Annotated in this window: 19 protein-coding genes; 8 read left to right on the forward strand and 11 right to left on the reverse strand. The window is 67.3% G+C overall.

All coding sequences use genetic code 11. The annotated features are described in order from the left end of the window. Positions 1–247 precede the first annotated feature (247 nt). The 3 genes from IGS68_RS08155 (at position 248) to IGS68_RS08165 (ending at position 1,995) form a co-directional block, all read left to right on the forward strand. Positions 248–1,114, forward strand: coding sequence for a protein phosphatase CheZ (locus IGS68_RS08155; protein WP_201078801.1), 867 nt, complete (start codon positions 248–250; stop codon positions 1,112–1,114). Between the two features lie 190 nt (positions 1,115–1,304). Continuing rightward, positions 1,305–1,736 carry a Fur family transcriptional regulator gene (locus IGS68_RS08160; RefSeq protein ID WP_201081190.1) on the forward strand — a complete coding sequence of 144 codons (432 nt, stop codon included), beginning with the start codon at positions 1,305–1,307 and terminating at the stop codon, positions 1,734–1,736. Between the two features lie 34 nt (positions 1,737–1,770). Continuing rightward, complete coding sequence (locus IGS68_RS08165; RefSeq protein WP_201078804.1) at positions 1,771–1,995, forward strand: hypothetical protein; 225 nt, start codon at positions 1,771–1,773, stop codon at positions 1,993–1,995. Here IGS68_RS08165 and IGS68_RS08170 read toward each other — a convergent pair. From IGS68_RS08170 to IGS68_RS08195, 6 genes are all read right to left on the reverse strand, one after another. Further along, entirely contained in the window at positions 1,985–2,878 is an 894-nt protein-coding gene (locus IGS68_RS08170) for an SAM-dependent methyltransferase (RefSeq protein ID WP_247881357.1), read from the reverse strand. The two genes, IGS68_RS08165 and IGS68_RS08170, sit on opposite strands and share 11 nt — an antisense overlap. Positions 2,879–3,498: 620 nt before the next feature. Next, complete coding sequence (locus IGS68_RS08175; RefSeq protein ID WP_201078808.1) at positions 3,499–4,647, reverse strand: ABC transporter ATP-binding protein; 1,149 nt, start codon at positions 4,645–4,647, stop codon at positions 3,499–3,501. A 7-nt stretch (positions 4,648–4,654) separates the two neighbouring features. Next, positions 4,655–6,295, reverse strand: coding sequence for an alpha-glucosidase family protein (locus IGS68_RS08180; protein WP_201078810.1), 1,641 nt, complete (start codon positions 6,293–6,295; stop codon positions 4,655–4,657). Between the two features lie 27 nt (positions 6,296–6,322). Next, positions 6,323–7,156: a carbohydrate ABC transporter permease gene (locus tag IGS68_RS08185; RefSeq protein ID WP_201078812.1), complete on the reverse strand. Its 834-nt coding sequence runs from the start codon at positions 7,154–7,156 to the stop codon at positions 6,323–6,325. Between the two features lie 3 nt (positions 7,157–7,159). Further along, entirely contained in the window at positions 7,160–8,119 is a 960-nt protein-coding gene (locus tag IGS68_RS08190; protein WP_201078814.1) for a carbohydrate ABC transporter permease, read from the reverse strand. A gap of 9 nt (positions 8,120–8,128) precedes the next feature. Next, positions 8,129–9,415 carry an ABC transporter substrate-binding protein gene (locus IGS68_RS08195; RefSeq protein ID WP_201078816.1) on the reverse strand — a complete coding sequence of 429 codons (1,287 nt, stop codon included), beginning with the start codon at positions 9,413–9,415 and terminating at the stop codon, positions 8,129–8,131. A gap of 154 nt (positions 9,416–9,569) precedes the next feature. Here IGS68_RS08195 and IGS68_RS08200 point away from each other — a divergent pair, with 154 nt between their 5' ends. Continuing rightward, positions 9,570–9,857 carry a (2Fe-2S)-binding protein gene (locus IGS68_RS08200; protein ID WP_201078818.1) on the forward strand — a complete coding sequence of 96 codons (288 nt, stop codon included), beginning with the start codon at positions 9,570–9,572 and terminating at the stop codon, positions 9,855–9,857. A gap of 68 nt (positions 9,858–9,925) precedes the next feature. Here IGS68_RS08200 and IGS68_RS08205 read toward each other — a convergent pair whose 3' ends face one another. Next, entirely contained in the window at positions 9,926–10,978 is a 1,053-nt protein-coding gene (locus tag IGS68_RS08205) for a Glu/Leu/Phe/Val family dehydrogenase (RefSeq protein WP_201078820.1), read from the reverse strand. Between the two features lie 391 nt (positions 10,979–11,369). Between IGS68_RS08205 and IGS68_RS08210 the strand changes: the two genes are divergently transcribed. Continuing rightward, positions 11,370–11,675 carry a sll1863 family stress response protein gene (locus IGS68_RS08210; RefSeq protein WP_201078822.1) on the forward strand — a complete coding sequence of 102 codons (306 nt, stop codon included), beginning with the start codon at positions 11,370–11,372 and terminating at the stop codon, positions 11,673–11,675. Positions 11,676–11,738: 63 nt separating this feature from the next. On the opposite strand, the gene IGS68_RS08215 is transcribed toward IGS68_RS08210, so the two are convergent. Further along, the gene (locus IGS68_RS08215) at positions 11,739–12,335 is read right to left on the reverse strand and encodes a 2-hydroxychromene-2-carboxylate isomerase (protein ID WP_201078824.1); all 597 of its coding nucleotides are present in this window, start codon (positions 12,333–12,335) and stop codon (positions 11,739–11,741) included. Positions 12,336–12,357: 22 nt separating this feature from the next. Further along, positions 12,358–13,110, reverse strand: a complete 753-nt coding sequence (locus IGS68_RS08220; protein WP_201078826.1) for a trypsin-like serine peptidase — start codon at positions 13,108–13,110, stop codon at positions 12,358–12,360. A 114-nt stretch (positions 13,111–13,224) separates the two neighbouring features. Between IGS68_RS08220 and IGS68_RS08225 the strand changes: the two genes are divergently transcribed. From IGS68_RS08225 to IGS68_RS08235, 3 genes are all read left to right on the forward strand, one after another. After that, entirely contained in the window at positions 13,225–14,214 is a 990-nt protein-coding gene (locus tag IGS68_RS08225) for a TRAP transporter substrate-binding protein (RefSeq protein WP_201078828.1), read from the forward strand. 74 nt (positions 14,215–14,288) lie between these two features. Continuing rightward, positions 14,289–14,843, forward strand: a complete 555-nt coding sequence (locus IGS68_RS08230; protein ID WP_247881231.1) for a TRAP transporter small permease — start codon at positions 14,289–14,291, stop codon at positions 14,841–14,843. Next, positions 14,840–16,135 (forward strand): TRAP transporter large permease, encoded by a 1,296-nt coding sequence (locus IGS68_RS08235; protein ID WP_201078830.1) that lies wholly within the window; start codon positions 14,840–14,842, stop codon positions 16,133–16,135. Before IGS68_RS08230 ends, IGS68_RS08235 begins: the two co-directional genes overlap by 4 nt. On the opposite strand, the gene IGS68_RS08240 is transcribed toward IGS68_RS08235, so the two are convergent. Continuing rightward, positions 16,068–17,285: an erythromycin esterase family protein gene (locus IGS68_RS08240; RefSeq protein ID WP_201078832.1), complete on the reverse strand. Its 1,218-nt coding sequence runs from the start codon at positions 17,283–17,285 to the stop codon at positions 16,068–16,070. The genes IGS68_RS08235 and IGS68_RS08240 overlap by 68 nt on opposite strands. Continuing rightward, positions 17,213–18,082 carry a protein-L-isoaspartate(D-aspartate) O-methyltransferase gene (locus IGS68_RS08245; RefSeq protein WP_201078834.1) on the reverse strand — a complete coding sequence of 290 codons (870 nt, stop codon included), beginning with the start codon at positions 18,080–18,082 and terminating at the stop codon, positions 17,213–17,215. Before IGS68_RS08245 ends, IGS68_RS08240 begins: the two co-directional genes overlap by 73 nt. Positions 18,083–18,111: the final 29 nt, after the last annotated feature.

The raw sequence follows: 18,111 nt of genomic DNA on the forward strand, positions 1-18,111 counted from the left end.
TTCTGCAACCTAATGGGGCTCGATTAAAAAACGCTGAAACTGCGACCGAAACGGGCGCGGGGCGCCCGCCGAGGCCGGACCGGACCTGTGGCCGATGCCTATGCGGAAAGACCGTCTTCACACGCGGGCCAGGAAGATTTCCACTTGCGACACCCTGGAGATTATTGATTACCTCTTCGGGTAGGAGCTTTATGAACTGACCTGTTCGACCGGCTGCGGAAGCGGTCGATGGGCCTGGAGGATGGTCATGACTGAAGGTGGGCATCTGCCCGAGGGCGATTTCCAGCAGATCGAGGAGTTCATCTCGCGGACGCCGCGGGGGCGCCTGTTCCTGCGCGAGCACACCCGGCGCGCCCAGACCGGCGTCGCGGATGAGGTCCGGTCGCTGGTCGCGGACCTGCGCGATCTCTGGAAGCAGCAGGCCGACGCCAACAACATGGTCAACCGCGTCCAGGTCCTGCGCCACGAGCTTCAGGACATGAGCGCCACCATTTCCCATGCCCGGCGGGAGATCGCGGCCCTGCGCCCGACCGAGGACGGCAGCGACCGCTTCTCCACCGCCACCAACGAGCTGGACGCGATCATCGTCTCGACCGAGCGCGCCTCCTCGGACATCCTGACCTCGGCCGAGCGCATCCTCGACATGATCGGCAAGCTTCGGGAAGGCGGCGACGCGGCGGAGCTCCATTCCCGGATCGAGGGCGAGGTGATGGAGATCTTCACCGCCTGCTCGTTCCAGGACCTGACCGGCCAGCGGACGACCAAGGTCATCAACGTGCTGCGCTATATCGAGCAGCGCATCGGTTCCATGATCTCCATCTGGGGCGTGGACAACATCCGGGCGGAGGACGTGCCGCGCGAGCCGGCGGACACCCGGCCGGACGCGCATCTGCTCCACGGCCCCTCCCTGGACGGCATCCGCCAGAACGAGGTGGACGACCTCATGGCAGGACTGGCGACCGCTCCGCCCGCGGTGGCCGCCGCCCTGGGCGGGAACCCCGACGCTCCCCCCGCTCCGGCCCGGAAAAGCCCGCCCGCCGCGGCCGCCGAGCCCGAGGAGGAGGAGCCGCCGCATCCGTTGAACCAGTCCGCGATCGACGCCCTGTTCGGCTGACCGGAAGGGATCGCGGCTTCCGGTGCAGTGCGGGAATCGGTCGCACGGGCAACCACGGGTACACGGACTGGCGCGCCGCCCCGATCTGGGCCTATGATTTAAGCCATGCCTCGGTCTATCACCTCCTGGTGGCCGGGCGGTGTGACGGCATGGATGGATCATGACGAGAGCCCCGAAGAACGAAGCCTGCATGCTGTCGCGCCTTGAGCAGATCTGCGTCGAGAAGGGACTGAAGATGACCGAGCAGCGGCGCGTCATCTCGCGCGTGCTGTCGGTCGCGACGGACCATCCCGACGTCGAGCAGGTCTTCAAGCGGGCGGCGGACATCGACGACCGGATCAGCATCGCCACGGTCTACCGCACCGTGCGGCTGCTGGAGGATGCCGGCGTCATCGAGCGGCTCGATTTCGGCGACGGCCGCGCCCGCTTCGAGGAGGCGCGCGACGAGCACCACCATCATCTGATCGACGTCCAGTCGGGCGAGGTGGTCGAGTTCAATTGCGACGAGCTGGAAGCGATCAAGCAGCGTATCGCCGGGGAACTGGGATACGAGCTTCTCGGCCACCGGCTCGAACTCTACGGCGTGCCGCTGGAAGGCTCCGCGCGGCACGGCGCGAAATGACCAGGCCCAGCACCCGATCCCGGCGGAGCGAGCGATGAGCGACAAACCTTCCAAGACCCTATCGATCTGCGGCGACGACCTGTCCTGCTGCCGTCCCGCCGTCCGGCGCGCCTACAGCGAACTGCGCCGCTGCGGCCAGCCGGAACGCTACGCCTTCGAGGCGGCGCTGGCGGTCTTCCGCTACCATCATCCCGGCGCCATACCCCGGCAGGCCGAGCTGACCGTGGCGGAATGGGTGTGGGACGGCGTCATGCACTGACCAGCATCCAGGTCAGCTCATGCTTGTTGTGGTGCAGGTGGACGACGCGGCTGCCCGGGATCGACGCGAACTCCCGCGTCGCCGCATGGTCGGTCGGCCCCTGGAACTTGATGGTGCAGATGAAGTTGCGGCACAGGCCGCTGTCCACCCACTCGCGGACCAGCCGCAGCAGGCGCTCCGGATAGCAGATCACGTCCGAGCACAGCCAGTCCACCGGCCCGATCTCCGACGGGGTCAGGGCGAAGGCGCTCTGCCGGCGGTAATCGACCCGCGGCAGCGCCGCGATGTGCGGCGCCAGCGGCGCCTTGTCCACGCTGATGACCCGGGCGCCCAGCTCGTGCAGCACCCAGGTCCAGCCGCCGGGGCAGGAGCCCAGGTCCATCGCCACCGACCCGGGACCCGGCATGCTGCCGGCCAGGGTCAGCGCTTCCCACAGCTTCAGGTAGGCCCGGGTCGGCGGCACGGTCCTGTTCTCGACGAACTCGACCGCGCCGTGGCGGAACGGGCTGGAGCAGCGGGCCGCCGCGATCAGCGACGTCGCGCTTTCCATCATCCACGACCCCAGCGGCGCCGTCGGGGCCGGGGAGGGGAAGACCAGCGGCTTGGCCGACATATGGGGAAGCTGGTCCTGGATCAGCTTGGCCCGCCCGTTGTGGAGCCCGGGCCACAGCGCCCAGTTCCGCTGGATGCCCCGCAGCTCCCGCGCCGCCGACTTGATCGACGCGACCGGCAGCCGCACCGGGTCGTACCAGACATTCTCCACCCAGCTCACCGGCCGCGCCGGACCGGGCGCGAAGACCAGCCGGTCATGCACCTCGGCGACGTCCCCCAGCTCGGCCATCAGCTCGTCCACATACCCTTCGGGCGCCAGGTATCCGGTCATGCCCAGCGGCTCGCCCGGGGTTTCGGCCTGCGGTGACGGGTCTTGCACGGTGCTCCAAGCTCCTGACGGGCGATGACCCCGCATAGCCCAGCCGCCCGCCGCGATCAATCGTTCCGAAGGGCTCTTCCTCGGCTGCCGGGCACCACGATCGCGGTGTTGGAAAATGTTCTCCGTCTGCGAACCTCTGATCCCTTCATGTCCCTTCATGCGCGGGCTTGACCCGCGCATCCACGCGCAAACCGGCGGAAGGAAGTTCGCGCGGGGATGACCGGATCAAGTCCACGGCTGTCCGGCACGTTGTTTGCTATTCAACCATTGGGAACGTTACTAACGATCGTTTTCTCTTCCGGTTCGTCATCCGCGGGCTTGACCCGCGGATCTCAAGGCACGGAGGCTCCGATGCTTCCCGTGAAAGATGGCCGGATCAAGTCCGGCCATGACGAAAATGGACTAATTTTACCTGAGATTAACCCTTTTGTAGCGCAAGGCAATCACCGTGCCGGACAGCCGTGGATCAAGTCCGGTCATGATCATGAAGGAGCTCATGTCGGCGCCTACGCCTCGCCTTCCAGGGCTGGAGCGGCGACGATAACCTCCCTTGCTCCCAATGCCCCTCCGCCTTACGCATGCGCGTGCCGGGGCATCTCCTGGTCGGCCATGGGGTGGCGTTCCAGCCGGTCCAGGGCGATGCCGTCGCGGTCGAACAGGTGGCAGGCCCCGGCGGGGATGCCGATGCGGATCTGCTCGCCGGGGCGGACGGTGTCCTCTCCGCCGGTGCGCAGCACGATCGACTGGCCGTCCGCCGTCCTGACATGGCAATAGGTCTCGCCGCCCAGCCGCTCGACCACGAAGACCTTGCCGTCCATCACGGCGTCGCCCCCGCCACTTCCGGGGTCCCCCGCGACCAGATGCTCCGGACGGACGCCCAGCGTGACCGGGGCGCCGGGCGCCAGGCCGGCCGATCGGGCGGGGACCGTCAGGGTGCCGCCGCCCGGAAGCTGGACCGTGGCGCTGTCGCGGTCGATCCCGGTCGCCGCGGTCTCGATGAAGTTCATCTTCGGGCTGCCGATGAAGCCCGCGACGAACAGGTTGCGCGGGTGGTGGTACAGTTCCAGCGGGGAGCCGACCTGCTCCACGTGCCCGGCCCGGAGCACGACGATCTTGTTGGCCAGCGTCATGGCCTCGACTTGGTCGTGGGTGACATAGACCATCGTGGCGTTCAAATCCTCCTTCAGCTTCGCCAGCTCGATCCGCATCTGCACCCGAAGCGCCGCGTCCAGGTTGGACAGCGGCTCGTCGAACAGGAAGACCTTGGGCTCCCGCACGATCGCGCGCCCGATCGCGACCCGCTGGCGCTGGCCGCCGGACAGCTCGCGCGGCTTGCGGGTCAGCAGGTTCTCGATCTGGAGGATGCGGGCCGCCTCCCGCACCTTGGCGTCGATCGCGTCCTTGCCGGAATTGGCCAGCTTCAGGCCGAACGCCATGTTGTCGTACACGGTCATGTGCGGGTAGAGCGCGTAGCTCTGGAACACCATGGAGATGCCGCGCTCCTTGGGCGGCAGGTCGTTGACACGGACGCCGTCGATGGTCATCTCGCCGCTGGTGATGTCCTCCAGCCCCGCGATCAGGCGCAGCAGGGTGGACTTGCCGCAGCCCGAGGGGCCGACGAACACGGTGAACTCGTTGTCCTTGATGTCGAGATCGACACCATGGATGATCTCCAGGCCCCCGAAGGATTTGCGCACGTCGCGCAGCGTGACGTCGGCCATAGGCGGATTACCCTCCCGTCGTGTTATTGTCGGTCCCCGATAGGCGCCCCAGGAAGGCGCCGTGCCCCGGCAGCCGGATCCTCCCTCCGTCCAGGGTGCCGTCAAGCCCATGGCCGGACAGAGCCTCCACCCCGCCCGGCGCCTCGATCGCCGCCGGTTCCCCGCCCAGGTTGAAGGCCGCCAGCACCTCCTCGCCGCCGCCGCTCCGGACGAAGGCGATCACCGGCTCCGGCGCGTCGAGGAAGCGGATGTCGCCGGTCACCAGCGCCGGGTGCTCCCGCCGCCAGCGCAGAAAGCCGCGGGTGAAGTTCAGCACGCTGCCGGGATCGCCGTGCTGGACCGACACCGCGCGGCGCAGATGCTCCTCCGCCACCGGAAGCCAGGGCTCGGCCGTGCCGTCGGTGAATCCTCCGGCCGGATGGTCGTGCCGCCAGGGCATCGGCGTGCGGCAGCCGTCACGGCCCTTGTACCGGGGATAGAACGGCAGGCCGTAGGGGTCCTGGATCTTCCCGTAAGGCACGTCGGCCTCGGGCAGGCCCAGCTCCTCCCCCTCGTACAGGAAGGCGGTGCCGCGGACCGAGCAGAGCAGGGCGACCAGCAGCTTGGCGAAACCGTCGCCGCCCTCTCCCTTGCCCCAGCGGGTGACCGGCCGGATCACGTCGTGGTTGCCGAACGCCCAGGCCGGCCAGCCCCGGCCGGGCTGCCGCTCGAAGGACTCCAGCGCCCCCCGGATCACCCCGGCGCCGAACCGCTCGGTCAGCAGCGTGAAGCCGTAGGCGGTGTGCAGCAGGTCGGGGGAGCCGACATACTCGGCGCTCCGCATGGTGCTGTCGTCGTCATGCACCTCGGCGACGGTCATGGTGCCGGGATAGCGGTCCATCAGGGCGCGCAGCCGGCGCAGGAACGCCAGGTTTTCCGGCCGCGACTTGTCGTAGACGTGCCGCTGCATGCCGTAGGGATTGACCGAGGCGACGCCCTCCAGCGCGCCGGACCCGCTCGGCCGGGGCGGGTTGTCGCGCAGTTCCGGGTCGTGCATGTAGAAGTTGGCGGTATCCAGCCGGAAGCCGTCCACGCCCCGATCCAGCCAGAACCGGCAGGCGTCCAGCACGGCGTCCTGGACCAGGCCGTCATGCAGGTTCAGGTCGGGCTGGCTGGTCAGGAAATTATGCAGGTAATACTGGTTGCGCCGGGGCTCCCACGCCCAGGCGGAGCCGCCGAACACCGACAGCCAGTTGTTCGGCGGGGTCCCGTCCGGCCTGGCGTCCGCCCAGACGTACCAGTCCGCCCGCGGATTGTCGCGCGACTCCCGGCTTTCCAGGAACCACGGGTGCAGGTCGGAGGTGTGGCTGAGCACCATGTCGATGATGACGCGCAGGCCCAGATCGTGGGCGCGGGCCAGCAGATGGTCGAAATCCTCCAGCGTGCCGAACATGGGATCGACGGCGCGGTAGTCCTCCACGTCGTAGCCGAAATCCTTCATCGGCGACTTGAAGAAGGGGCACAGCCAGATCCCGTCCACCCCCAGCCCGGCGACATGGTCCAGCTTCTCGGCGATGCCGCGCAGGTCGCCGATCCCGTCGCCGTCGCTGTCCCTGAAGCTGCGCGGATAGATCTGGTAGATCACCCCGCCGCGCCACCATTCCGTCATGGCCCGTTCCCTCCCCGCATCGCCTCGTCAGCCCTTCACCGCGCCGGCGGTCAGGCCGGAGACGATCTTTCGCTGGAAGATCATGACAAGCACAAGCAACGGCACCGTGACGATCACCGACGCCGCCATGATGTTGCCCCAGGGCAGCTCGAACTGGCTGGTGCCGGTGATCAGCGCGATGGCGACCGGGACGGTGCGCATCTCGTTGGACAGGGTGAAGGACAGGGCGAACAGGAACTCGTTCCAGGCCGCGATGAAGGCGAGCAGGCCGGTGGTGGCGAGCGCCGGCCCCATCAGCGGCAGGAAGACCCGGGTGATCACCACCCAGGAGCTCGCCCCGTCCACGATCGCGGCCTCCTCCAGCTCCTTGGGCAGCTCCCGCATGAAGGTGGTCAGCACCCAGACCGTGAAGGGCAGGGTGAAGATCATGTAGGACAGGATCAGCCCCAGCAGGTTGTTGTAGAGGCCGAGCCACCGGATCAGCTCGAACATGCCGGACAGCACGGCGACCTGCGGGAACATGGAGACGCTGAGCACGACCAGCAGCAGGGTGGTGCGCCCGCGGAACTGGACCCGGCCGAGCGAGTAGGAGGCGGTGACGGCGATGAACAGCGACAGCACGACCACCGACACCGCCACGATGACCGAGTTCAGGATGTTGCGGCCGAACGGCTGCCCCTGGAACACGCCGACATAATTGTCCCAGGCGGGGTTGGACGGCCAGAACTCCACCTGGAACAGCCCGGAGCCCGCCTTCAGCGACGAGACGATCGCCCAGTAGAACGGGAACACCGTGTAGACGACGATGAAGGCGACCAGGACGTAGAACAGCACCCGGCCGACGATCTTGCGGCTGCGCATGGCTCACTTGCCTCCCTGGTCGAAATTCACCTTGCCGACGGTGATGTAGATGACGGTGAAGGCCGCGATGATCAGGAACAGGAAGGTGGAGGCGGCGGAGCCGTAGCCGACGTCCTGGAAATCCACCAGCTGCTGGCGCGCATAGACCGACATGGATGCGGTCGCCCGGCTGTTGCCGGTCAGCACGTACATCAGGTCGAAGATGCGCAGCGCGTCCAGCGTGCGGAAGATGATCGCCACCATCAGCGCCGGCTTGATCAGCGGCAGGGTCACCTTGAAGAAGACCTTGACCGGGTTGATCCCGTCCACCCGGGCGGCCTCGTAGACCTCGCCGGGGAGCAGCTGGAGCGCCGCCAGGATCAGCAGCGTCATGAAGGGCGTGGTCTTCCAGACGTCCACGGCGATGACGGCATACATGGACAGGGCGGGGTCCGCGATCCAGGCGCGCGGCTGGTCGATCAGCCCGAGGAACAGGAAGATCTCGTTGATCACGCCGTAGAGGTCATGGTACATCCAGCCCCACATCTGGGCCGACACCACCGTCGGGATCGCCCACGGGATCAGCATCGCCGCCCGCAGCAGGCCGCGGCCCGGCATGTGCGCGTTCAGCGTCAGCGCGATGATCATGCCCAGCACCGTCTCGATGCTCACCGAAACCACGGCGAAGAATACCGTGTTCCAGACCGCGCGCCACCAGTGCGGGTCGATCGCCAAATAGTAGAAATTCAGCAGGCCGATGAACTCGTGGTATTCGAGGTCGTACAGCGTCGCGTCGGTAAAGGAGAAATAGATCGTCCGCAGCAGCGGCCATCCCGCGACCAGCGCCAAGACCAGGATCATCGGCGCCAGGAACAGCCAGGCCGCCCGGCGGCGGCGGCGGGTCAGCAGGGAGTCCCGGGAGGAAGCGGCTCCGCCGCGCGCCGCAGGATTCGTGGCCCGTCCCGCGTCGTATACGGTCGTCATCCTCGCCTCCTACCACCGGCCGCCGCGGCTGACCCGGTCGAGCGTCCGCTCCAGGTCCGCCAGGCTTGTCTTCGCGTCGGTCTGGCCGGACAGCGTCGCGTGGACCGCGTTCCAGAACTCCGCCGAGACCTGGTTGTAGCGCACGCCGGTCACCCGCGACGGCCGCGCCACCGCGTTGACGAAGACCTCGTACAGGTCTCCGAAGAACGGGTTGGCGGCCAGCACCTCCTCGTCCTTGTACAGGGCGTCGATGGTCGGGTTGAAACCGCCGACCACGGCCCGGCGCTTCTGCTCCTCCAGGCTGGTCAGATAGCGGACGAGGTCGGCCGCGACCTCCGGATGCTGCGAATACTTGGAGACGGCCAGCTGCCAGCCCCCCAGCGTGGCGGTGTGCTTGCCGTCCGGCCCGCCTTTGGGAAGCTGGCCTACCGCCACCTTGCCGCGCACGGGGCTGTCCTCCGCGTTCAGCAGCGGCCAGGCATAGGGCCAGTTGCGCATGAAGACGGCGTTGCCGGACTGGAAGACGCCGCGGCCCTCCTCCTCGCTGTAGTTGATCACGCCCTGCGGCGCTATGTCGTTGACCCAGGAGGCCGCCAGCGTCAGGGCGTCGGCGGCGCGCGGGTTGTTCACCGTGATCTCGCCGTCCTCGTCGACGATCGTCCCGGCGTTGAAGCTGTCCAGCCATTCCAGCGCGTTGACCGTCAGTCCCTCGAACGCGCGGCCCTGGAAGACGAAACCCCACATCCGGTCATTGCCGGCGGCCCGCTCGCCCTCCTGGATGATCCGGGCGGTCTCCGTCATCTCCTGCCATGTGGTCGGCAGCGGCCGGCCGTACTTCTCCAGCAGGTCCTTGCGGTAATAGAACAGGCCGGCGTCGGTGAACCAGGGCATGGCGACCAGCCGGTCGTCGACGATGTCGTTCCTCACGATCGCCTCGAAATGCTGGTCGAGCATCTTCGGGTCGATGTGCTCGCGCAGGTCGATCAGGTGGTTGGCGAGGATGCCGGGCCAGACGACGTCGATCTGGAAGACGTCGATGTCGCCGGATTTCGCGGCCAGCAGCTGCTGGTAGAGGGCCAGCCGCTCGTTGCTGTCGTTCGGGGTGGAGACGAGCTGGACCCGGTGGCCGGTCGCCTTGGCCCAGGCTTCGACGCCGGTCCTGCAGACCTGGAATTCGATGCCGACCGAGCCGCAGGAAATCGAGATGGCGACTTTCCCGGGATCGCCCTGCGCATGGACGGTCCCGGAGAAAACGAGGGCGGACGACAGCGCCGCCGCCGCGACAATTTTCCTCATGGCTCGTCGGACCTCCCTTATGTCACTTTTGCTCCAGGCCTTATTCACCGACCTTTTTCATGCTTCGCGTTAGCGATGTGTTCATTCAAGACACGCTTATGATTTAAGCAGGTGCGGCGATCTCGACCACGGCGGATTACGATCAACTAAGCGATTGACACTCATTCTCAACTGCTCTAACCATTGGAGCATCATCGGCTGGGTTCAAACGATCATGTATGTCTGCATCTGCCACGGATTTACCGAGAAGAAGGTCAAGCAAGCTCTCACCGACGGCGTTTGCTCTGCCGCGGGGTTCTTCACCTGCATGGGGTGCAAGCCGCAGTGCGGGAAATGCGTCCCCTATGTGCGCCAGATGGTGACGGATCATCGCAATACGCTGGCCTGCGCGAATACCTGCTCCGCTTCCGTTCCCGAAGAAGCCGCCATCGCGGCCGAATAGCTCCTCACCGCTCGATCTGCCGCCGGTCCAAGCCGCATCACGGCCGCGCCATGGTGCGCCTCGCGAGCCTATGCAACCCTTGACGGGCGGAAACGTTCCTCCGCGATCCGGTCGGCGGCGATGTTTGTCGGAATCCCTTCCGCATCGGCCCTCTGGAAGATCCTCAGCAACGTATCGTGTATCCGGTCCACATGGGCGAATGCCGCCGCGCGGTCATAGCCCTGGCCGTTCCGGCCGAATTCGTAACTGATGTTTATGACGCCGCCGGCATTGATGACGAAGTCGGGCGCGTAGAGGATGCCGCGCCGGGCCAGCCCGGTTCCGTGGCGGCTCTCGGCGAGCTGGTTGTTGGCCGATCCGGCCACCACCGCGACCTTCAGGCGGGGAAGGGTGTCGTCGTCGATCACCGCGCCCAGCGCGCACGGGGCGAAGACGTCGGCCTCCACGTCGTAGATCTGCTCCGCATCTACCGGAGTGGCCCCGAAGGCCTCGACCGCCCGCTCGACGGTGTCGCGGCGGATGTCGCTGACGGCCAGCCGGGCGCCTTCCCCGGCGAGTTGCCGGCACAGGTCCCAGCCGACATGGCCCAGGCCCTGGACGTTGACCCGGAGCCCGTCCAGGCTGTTGCGCCTCAGCCGGTAATCCGCCGCGGCCCGGATGCCCATGAAGACCCCGCGCGCCGTAGCGGGGGAGGGGTCGCCGCTGCCGTCGCGCAGTCCGGCCACGTGCCGCGTGACGCTCCGGACCGTGGCCATGTCCTCGACCGAGGTCCCGACATCCTCGGCGATGATGTAGCGGCCGGCCAGGCGTTCGACCGCCCTGCCCATGGCGGCCATCAGTTCGGGCGTCTTGTCCGCGCGGGAGTCGCCGATGATCACCGACTTGCCGCCGCCGAAGGGGAGGTCGGCCAGGGCGTTCTTGTAGGTCATGCCGCGGGACAGGCGCAGCACGTCGTGGATGGCGAGATCCTCGCTGGCATAGTTCCACATGCGGCAACCGCCCAGGGCGGGGCCGCGGGCGGTGTCATGGACGGCGATGATCGCCTTCAATCCCGAGTCGGGATCGGATGCGCAAACTACCTGCTCATGTCCGTCGAAGTCCTGCAGTGAGAATACGGCCATACTCAACCTCGTTTTGTGCGATGCAGCAATCTTTGGAGGTGGGCTTGAAGCTTGATCATTACTTTAGTATTGATCCGTTATTGGCTTTCGGCAACGAGTTCTGATCGGCGTCAGAAAAAAGCAGTTAAGTTATTATTGTGATCTGTTGCCAGCCCTAAAGGGACTTGTAACGGTTGGTCCGAGAAACAATCTTGCGGTCAAGAGTCGTCCCTGCCGGCCCCGGGGACCGGAACCGGCGGGCAAGGCGCGGAACAGGCGTGGAATACAGGGGCGCCGGGATGGTTGATATCAGGCGCAACCAAGGCGGCGATCAACGACCGCGGCGCGGGGAGAGGGATGGCCCGGATCATGCAGGTGATGGACCGATGAGGAGTGTAGTTGGGAGGGTCTCATGAAACATCGGAGCAGGGATCGGTTCGAATCGGCTTCGTCGCTTGAAATGAAGGCCTTGACCGAACGACTGGACAATCTGCGCGCCGTCGCCGAGCGGGTGCAGGGTGATCAGAAGTTCCTTCTGGAGCGCTCGCTCGATGAACTGCGCGGTCTGCGCAACCGTTGCCAGGCCCGGCTGGAGGACGCGCGGCGCGCCTCCGAGGATGCTTGGTTTTTGGTCAAGGTGCATGCGGAGGCAGCGCTTGCCCAATTCCGCGCCGGCATCGAGACGATCGAGAACCAGTACCGCCCCATGGCCGCCTGACTTGCCCGCCCCGGACAGGGCCCGCCCCCGGGGTCGGGCCCTGTGCACGGGTAGCTTCCCGCCTCAGGAGCGGGAGAGTTTCCGCTCCAGGAAATCCAGCCTGTCCTGGCCCCAGAACAGTTCCCCGTCCACCACGTAGGTCGGCGCCCCGAACACGCCGGTCGACAGCGCCTGCTCGGTGTAGGTGTCCCTGAGGGCGCGCACCTCGTCCGACTGCGCCCGGTCGATCAGGTCGGGCGAGGCGCCGTGCCGCGACAGGATGTCGGCCAAGGTCTCCGGCGCCGACAGGACGCGGTCCTCGATCCAGACCGCGCGGCCGAACGCGGTGCAGAGCGCCGCCATGTCGGCGCCCGCCCGGTCCGCCGCGATCAGGGTCAGCGCGGCCAGCTCGTCGGGCTGCGGGAAGTTGGACGGCTGCGGGATCAGCGGGACGCCCAGATGCTCCGACCAGCGCTTCAATTCGGTCAGCCGGTAGGCCTGCCGCTGGGGCGCGCGCTTCGGCAGGGGAAGCCCGCCGGACGCCGGAAAGATGCGGCCGAAATCGACCGGCCGGTAGGCGACCTCGGCTCCCGCCGCGCGGGCTATCGCGTGGAACCGCTCCGATCCCAGGAAGACCCAGGGCGAGATGGGCGTGAAGAAATAGTCTATCCGTGGCGCCATGGCGGCGTGTCCCCCTCGTTGGTTATGGTTCTTCGTTCCCGCCGGAGCCCGAGAGCGTGGCGGAGGCGAAGGTATGGAAGCTGGTGGCCGGGACGGCAAGCCCCGCGAGCGTGCCGCCTAGCCGCCCCGCCGCCACGTCCAGGCCGACGATGGCCGGCCCCTCCGGGCCGCGCATTAGCAGGGGCGACCCGCTGTCGCCATGGGTGGCGTCGCAGGTATGCATCAGCAGGCCCGGCGGGGAGGAGCCCGGGCGGGGCGCGCAGCCGTCGTGGATCGACAGCAGATGGGCACGGTCCTGGCCATAGCCGGCGCGGACCAGTTCGACCCCCGACGGCAGCGGCTCCTTCCGGATCGGGACCGGCCTGATGGCCATGGGCTCGGCCAGTTCGAGGATGGCCCAGTCGGCTCCCAGGTTGGCGGCCTCGAACGGGGCGCGGTAATCGTATCCGGCCGCCACGAGGATCCTTCGGCCCACGGAATGCGACAGATAACTGCCACGCCGGTACCCCGCCAGGAAGTGGATGTCGCCGGCGCCGATCAGGCGCCCCGTGCGCCTGTTGAACAGGCAGTGCGCCGCGGTCAGCACGTGGCGCGGACCGATCAGCGTTCCGGTGCAGAACCCGCCGATCGTCCGGTTGACCCGTCCTATCGCGGCCCAAGGCCAGTCCTGATTGTCCAGCGGGGTGCGGTCGTCGCGTCCGAGTATCCCGGGTAAGTGGTCGCGGTCCGCGGCCTCGGCTCCCCCGATCGTGGCGAATGCCAGGATTGCAGCCATTGCGAGCAAGCGAGGCGCCCGCCGGCCGGTCAAACACATTGCTTGCAAACCGCTGCCCGCTCCATTACCCCTATTCGCAGAATATCGAAGAAAATCTCCTTCGGAGGAAAGTTCATGCGTCTCTTCGCTACCGCCATCGCCCTTGCCGGCATTCTCGCCGCCGGAACCGCTTTTGCCAAGCCGGTAACCATCAAGTTCAGCCACGTGGTAGCCGACAGCACGCCCAAAGGCCAGGGCGCGCTGATGTTCCAGAAGCTCGTCAAGGAGCGGCTTGGCGACGACAAGGTCAAGGTGGAGGTCTATCCGAACTCCCAGCTGTTCGGCGACGCGAAGGAGATGGAGGCGCTGGCCCTCGGCGACGTCCAGCTCATCGCCCCCTCGCTGTCCAAGTTCGACAAGTACACCAAGCAGCTCCAGGTCTTCGACCTGCCGTTCCTGTTCGACGACATCGCCGCGGTGGACCGCTTCCAGGCCAGCCCCGAGGGCAAGAAGCTGCTGACCTCGATGGAGAAGAAGGGCTTCATCGGGCTGGCCTACTGGCACAACGGCATGAAGCAGCTTTCGGCCAACAACCCGCTGCGCAAGCCCGAGGACGCCGCCGGCCGCAAGTTCCGCATCCAGGCTTCCGACGTGCTGCTGGAGCAGTTCAAGGCGCTGAACGCCAACCCGCAGAAGATGGCCTTCGCGGAGGTGTACCAGGCGCTCCAGACCGGCGCGATCGACGGGCAGGAAAACACCTGGTCGAACATCTACTCGCAGAAGTTCTACGAGGTCCAGAAGTACATCACCGAGAGCAACCATGGCGCGCTCGACTACATGGTCGTCGCCAACACCGACTTCTGGACCGAACTGCCCACCGACGTCCGGACCGAGCTGGAGAAGATCCTGAACGAGGTGACGGTCGAGGTGAACAAGATGGCCGAGGACCTGAACCAGCGCGACCGGCAGCGGATCGCCGAGAGCGGCAGCTCGGAGATCATCAAGCTCTCCAAGGAGGAGACGGAAGCCTGGCGCAAGGCCATGGCTCCCGTCTGGGCGACCTTCGAGAAGGACATCGGGGCCGACCTGATCAAGGCCGCGAGCGCTTCCAACGCCGCCAAGTGACGTTCCTCCGGGACCCCGGCGACGGGGTCCCGCGGACAAGCCTGAACGGGAAGGCCTAAACGGGAAGAGGGATCGTGACCCGACTGATCAATCATCTGGAGGAGGGCTTCATAGCCCTTCTCCTGGCCGGCATGACGATCCTGACCTTCGCGCAGGTCGTCCTGCGCTACGGGTTCAACTCCGGCATCATCTGGGGCGTCGAGGCGACCAACTACATGTTCGCCTGGATGGTGCTGTTCGGCATCTCCTACGGCGTCCGGGTCCACGCCCATATCGGCATCGACCTGCTGGTCAAGAGCCTTCCCGCCGGCCTGCGCCGCTGGGTCGGCCTCGTCGCGATCGGCTTCTGCCTGCTCTACGCGGGCATCATGGCCTGGGGTTCCTACGGCTATATCAGCCGGCTGATGCGCCTTGGCATCGAGGCGGAGGACATCCCGGTCGAGCGCTGGATGCTCACCGTCATCCTGCCGATCGGCTTCGGGCTGCTGGGCCTTCGGCTCGCCCAGGAGGCTTACGCGATCCTGACGGGCCGGCGCTCGGGCTTCGAACTCGCGGACGAGGCGGCCGACGTCCTGAAGGAACAGGGACTCACCGGCGGCAACCCGGGACTGGACAGGACGTCGCGATGACCACCTTGTTTCTCTTCGTCACGCTGTTCGTCTTCATGCTGCTGGGCATGCCGATCGCGATCTCGCTGGGCCTGTCGTCGCTGCTGACCATCCTGCTGTTCGCCAACGACAGCATGGCCTCGCTGTCACTGAAGTTCTTCCAGACCTTCGAGCAGTACACGCTCCTGGCGATCCCGTTCTTCATCCTGGCGGGGTCCTTCATGACCACGGGCGGCGTCGCCCGGCGCATGATCAATTTCGCCATCGCGGCGGTCGGCCACCTGCACGGCGGCCTCGCGATCGCCTCGGTGCTGGCCTGCATGCTGTTCGCCGCCGTGTCGGGCTCCAGCCCGGCGACCGTGGTCGCGGTCGGCTCGATCGTGATCGCCGGCATGGTGCGGACCGGCTACACCAAGGAGTTCGCGGCCGGCGTCATCTGCAACTCCGGCACGCTGGGCATCCTGATCCCGCCGTCCATCGTGATGGTCGTCTATGCCGCCGCGACCGAAAGCTCGATCGGGCGCCTGTTCATGGCCGGCGTGATCCCCGGGTTGCTGCTCGGCCTGATGCTGATGGGCGCCATCTACGTCGTCGCCCGCTACAAGAACCTGCCGCGCCAGCCGCGCGCCTCGCTGGCCGAACTCGGGCGGGCCGGCAAGGAGGCGATCTGGGGCCTGCTGCTGATCGTCATCATCCTGGGCGGCATCTATGGCGGCGTGTTCACGCCGACGGAGGCGGCGGCGGTCGCCGCGGTCTACGGTTTCGTCGCCGCCCTGTTCATCTACCGCGACATGGGCTTCAAGGACGTGCCCAAGGTCCTGGTGGACAGCGGCCGCGTGACCATCATGCTGCTGTTCATCATCGCCAACGCCTTCCTGTTCGCCCATGTTCTGACGACCGAGCAGATCCCCCAGAACATCGCGCGCAGCATCTCGGAAGCGGGACTGGAGCCCTGGCAATTCCTGATCGTCGTCAACATCATCCTGCTGGTCGCCGGCAACTTCATGGAGCCGTCGGCCATCATCCTGATCCTGGCGCCGATCCTGTTCCCGATCGCGACCCAGCTCGGCATCGATCCGATCCATCTCGGCATCATCATGGTGGTGAACATGGAGATCGGCATGGTGACCCCGCCGGTCGGCCTGAACCTGTTCGTGACGGCCGGCATCACGGACATGAGCATCATGCAGGTGGTCAGGGCGGCGCTGCCCTGGCTGGGCATCCTGTTCGCCTTCCTGATCATCATCACCTACGTGCCGTGGGTGTCGCTGTTCCTGCCCAACTTCCTGTTCGGCCAGGCAGCGGTGCAGTAGGCGCCAGCGGCCGGATCGCGGCGGTCCGGTCGAACCAGACGTAAAGGTCGAACTGGCCGGGCAGGGAGGCCTGGAAATAGTGGTTCTCCCGCTCGGCCGCGGGGCGGTAAACCGCGCCGATCGCCCGCTCCGGCCGGAACCGCCTCAGCTCCTCGACCAGGGTCTCGTTCCGTCCGGGCCGCAGGTCGAGCAGGAAGCGCGGCTTGCCGGCGAGGGCACACAGGTGCTCGTAGCTGTCGGGATGCGCCGGCGGCACCTCCATCACCTCCATCGGGCCGTCCCACCGCGACGCCGCGGCCACCGTCCCGCGGTCGGTCCCGAACCCGACGAGGGCCGCCTCGGTTCCGAACGCCTCGCGGCACAGCATTCCCAGGTTGACCTGTCCCCGGCGGCCCATCTCGGTGGCCGCGCTATTCCCGGCATGGGCATTGTGGGCCCACACCACCGCCTTGGTCCCCGGGCCGCGGGCCTCCATGACCGACCGGAGCGTCTCGAACATGTGGCGATCGCGCAGGTTCCAGCTGTTGGTCGCTCCCATGTACAGCGTGCGGTAATATTCTTCGGCCGAGGCGATCAGGCGGGCGTTCTGCTCCGCGTCCAGCCAGCCTTCGCCGCCGGCGGTCCCGCGCGAGAGCCGCCGGTCGAGCAGGTCGCGGAGCATGTCCACCGCCGCCTTCTCGCAACTGGCGAACCCGCCGGCCAGCGCCGCGCGGCCATAGGTTTCCGGCGCTTGCCGCCACGGCGCCAGGCAGCCGTACCGCTCCCGCGCGACCGCCGCGGCCTCCGGGTCGACCCTGTCCAGATGATCCAGGACGGCGGCGATCGACCCGTCGAGGCCATAAAGGTCCAGGCCATGGAAGCCGACCCGCCGCCGCGAATCCTCGATCCCGTCGTTATGGCGGCGCAGCCAATCGACGAAGCCCGCCACCTCCTCGTTCCGCCACATCCAGTCGGGAAACCGCGAGAAGGCCGCTCCGTCCCGATCGACCGGCGGCCGATCGCGAACATACCGGTCGATCTGCTCGGCGTCGGGCCAGTCGGCTTCGACCGCCACGACGGTGAAGCCGTGCCGGGCGATCAGCCTTTCGGTGATCCGCGCGCGGGCGCGGTGGAATTCGGAGGTGCCGTGGGTCGCCTCGCCCAGCAGCACGACCCTGGCGTCGGCGATCCGGTCGAACGGCCCCCGAACCGCGCGTCGTCCGCATCGGGCAGCGGTTCGGCGGCATCGCGGACCCGTTCCGCCGCGTCGGGGGGCAAGGCCGGGGAGCGGCGCCTCGTCTCGGTGCGGGTCGGTTCCGGCCAGCCATGGGCGCCGATCAGCGGCACGAAGGCGACCCGGCCGAGATCCTCCTGGATGAATTCGTCCTCTCCGGTCCGCCGCTGCCGGATCAGCCGCTGGCCGCCGGCCTCCGCGCCGGCCGGCATGATCATCCGCCCGCCGACCTTCAGCTGGCGGGACAGGGGCTCGGGCAGGCCCGGTCCGCCGGCGGTCACGATGACGGCGTCGAACGGCGCCGCCTCCGGCCAGCCGAGGGTCCCGTCGCCGGCCCGAAGATGGACGCCCGGATAGCCCGCCCGATCGAGCCGCGTCCGGGCGGCCTCCACCAGGGAGGCGTGCCGGTCGATCGAATAGACCTCGCATCCCATCGCCGCCAGCGCGGCCGCCGAGTAGCCGGACCCGGTTCCGATCTCCAGCACCCTGGCGCCGGGAACCAGCCCCGCCGCCTGCATCATCAGGGCGACGACGAAGGGCTGCGAGATCGTCTGGCCCTGCTCGATCGGCAGCGGCGAATCGTCGTAGGCGAGGTCCGCCAGGTACTCGGGGACGAAGAGTTCCCGCGGGACCCGGCCCAGGGCGGCGATCACGCCGGCGTCGTCGATCCCCCGGGGCGCGATGTCGCGTTCCACCATGATCCGGCGCCTTTCAGCGAAATCCGTGCTGCCCATCGTCCAGCCTCCCGGTGATGCACTCCCCC

Origin of the sequence: Skermanella sp. TT6 (assembly GCF_016653635.2) — a bacterium.
GTDB lineage: Bacteria > Pseudomonadota > Alphaproteobacteria > Azospirillales > Azospirillaceae > Skermanella > Skermanella cutis.

Coding starts and splice junctions, on each gene's coding strand:
- IGS68_RS08180 (WP_201078810.1), bottom strand. CDS start 6,295: ATGACGGAATGGTGGCGCGGCGGGGTGATCTACCAGATCTATCCGCGC.
- IGS68_RS08195 (WP_201078816.1), bottom strand. CDS start 9,415: ATGAGGAAAATTGTCGCGGCGGCGGCGCTGTCGTCCGCCCTCGTTTTC.
- IGS68_RS08225 (WP_201078828.1), top strand. CDS start 13,225: ATGCGTCTCTTCGCTACCGCCATCGCCCTTGCCGGCATTCTCGCCGCC.
- IGS68_RS08155 (WP_201078801.1), top strand. CDS start 248: ATGACTGAAGGTGGGCATCTGCCCGAGGGCGATTTCCAGCAGATCGAG.
- IGS68_RS08205 (WP_201078820.1), bottom strand. CDS start 10,978: ATGGCCGTATTCTCACTGCAGGACTTCGACGGACATGAGCAGGTAGTT.
- IGS68_RS08235 (WP_201078830.1), top strand. CDS start 14,840: ATGACCACCTTGTTTCTCTTCGTCACGCTGTTCGTCTTCATGCTGCTG.
- IGS68_RS08165 (WP_201078804.1), top strand. CDS start 1,771: ATGAGCGACAAACCTTCCAAGACCCTATCGATCTGCGGCGACGACCTG.
- IGS68_RS08185 (WP_201078812.1), bottom strand. CDS start 7,156: ATGCGCAGCCGCAAGATCGTCGGCCGGGTGCTGTTCTACGTCCTGGTC.
- IGS68_RS08220 (WP_201078826.1), bottom strand. CDS start 13,110: ATGGCTGCAATCCTGGCATTCGCCACGATCGGGGGAGCCGAGGCCGCG.
- IGS68_RS08245 (WP_201078834.1), bottom strand. CDS start 18,082: ATGGGCAGCACGGATTTCGCTGAAAGGCGCCGGATCATGGTGGAACGC.
- IGS68_RS08170 (WP_247881357.1), bottom strand. CDS start 2,878: ATGACCGGATACCTGGCGCCCGAAGGGTATGTGGACGAGCTGATGGCC.
- IGS68_RS08175 (WP_201078808.1), bottom strand. CDS start 4,647: ATGGCCGACGTCACGCTGCGCGACGTGCGCAAATCCTTCGGGGGCCTG.
- IGS68_RS08190 (WP_201078814.1), bottom strand. CDS start 8,119: ATGACGACCGTATACGACGCGGGACGGGCCACGAATCCTGCGGCGCGC.
- IGS68_RS08215 (WP_201078824.1), bottom strand. CDS start 12,335: ATGGCGCCACGGATAGACTATTTCTTCACGCCCATCTCGCCCTGGGTC.
- IGS68_RS08210 (WP_201078822.1), top strand. CDS start 11,370: ATGAAACATCGGAGCAGGGATCGGTTCGAATCGGCTTCGTCGCTTGAA.
- IGS68_RS08160 (WP_201081190.1), top strand. CDS start 1,305: ATGCTGTCGCGCCTTGAGCAGATCTGCGTCGAGAAGGGACTGAAGATG.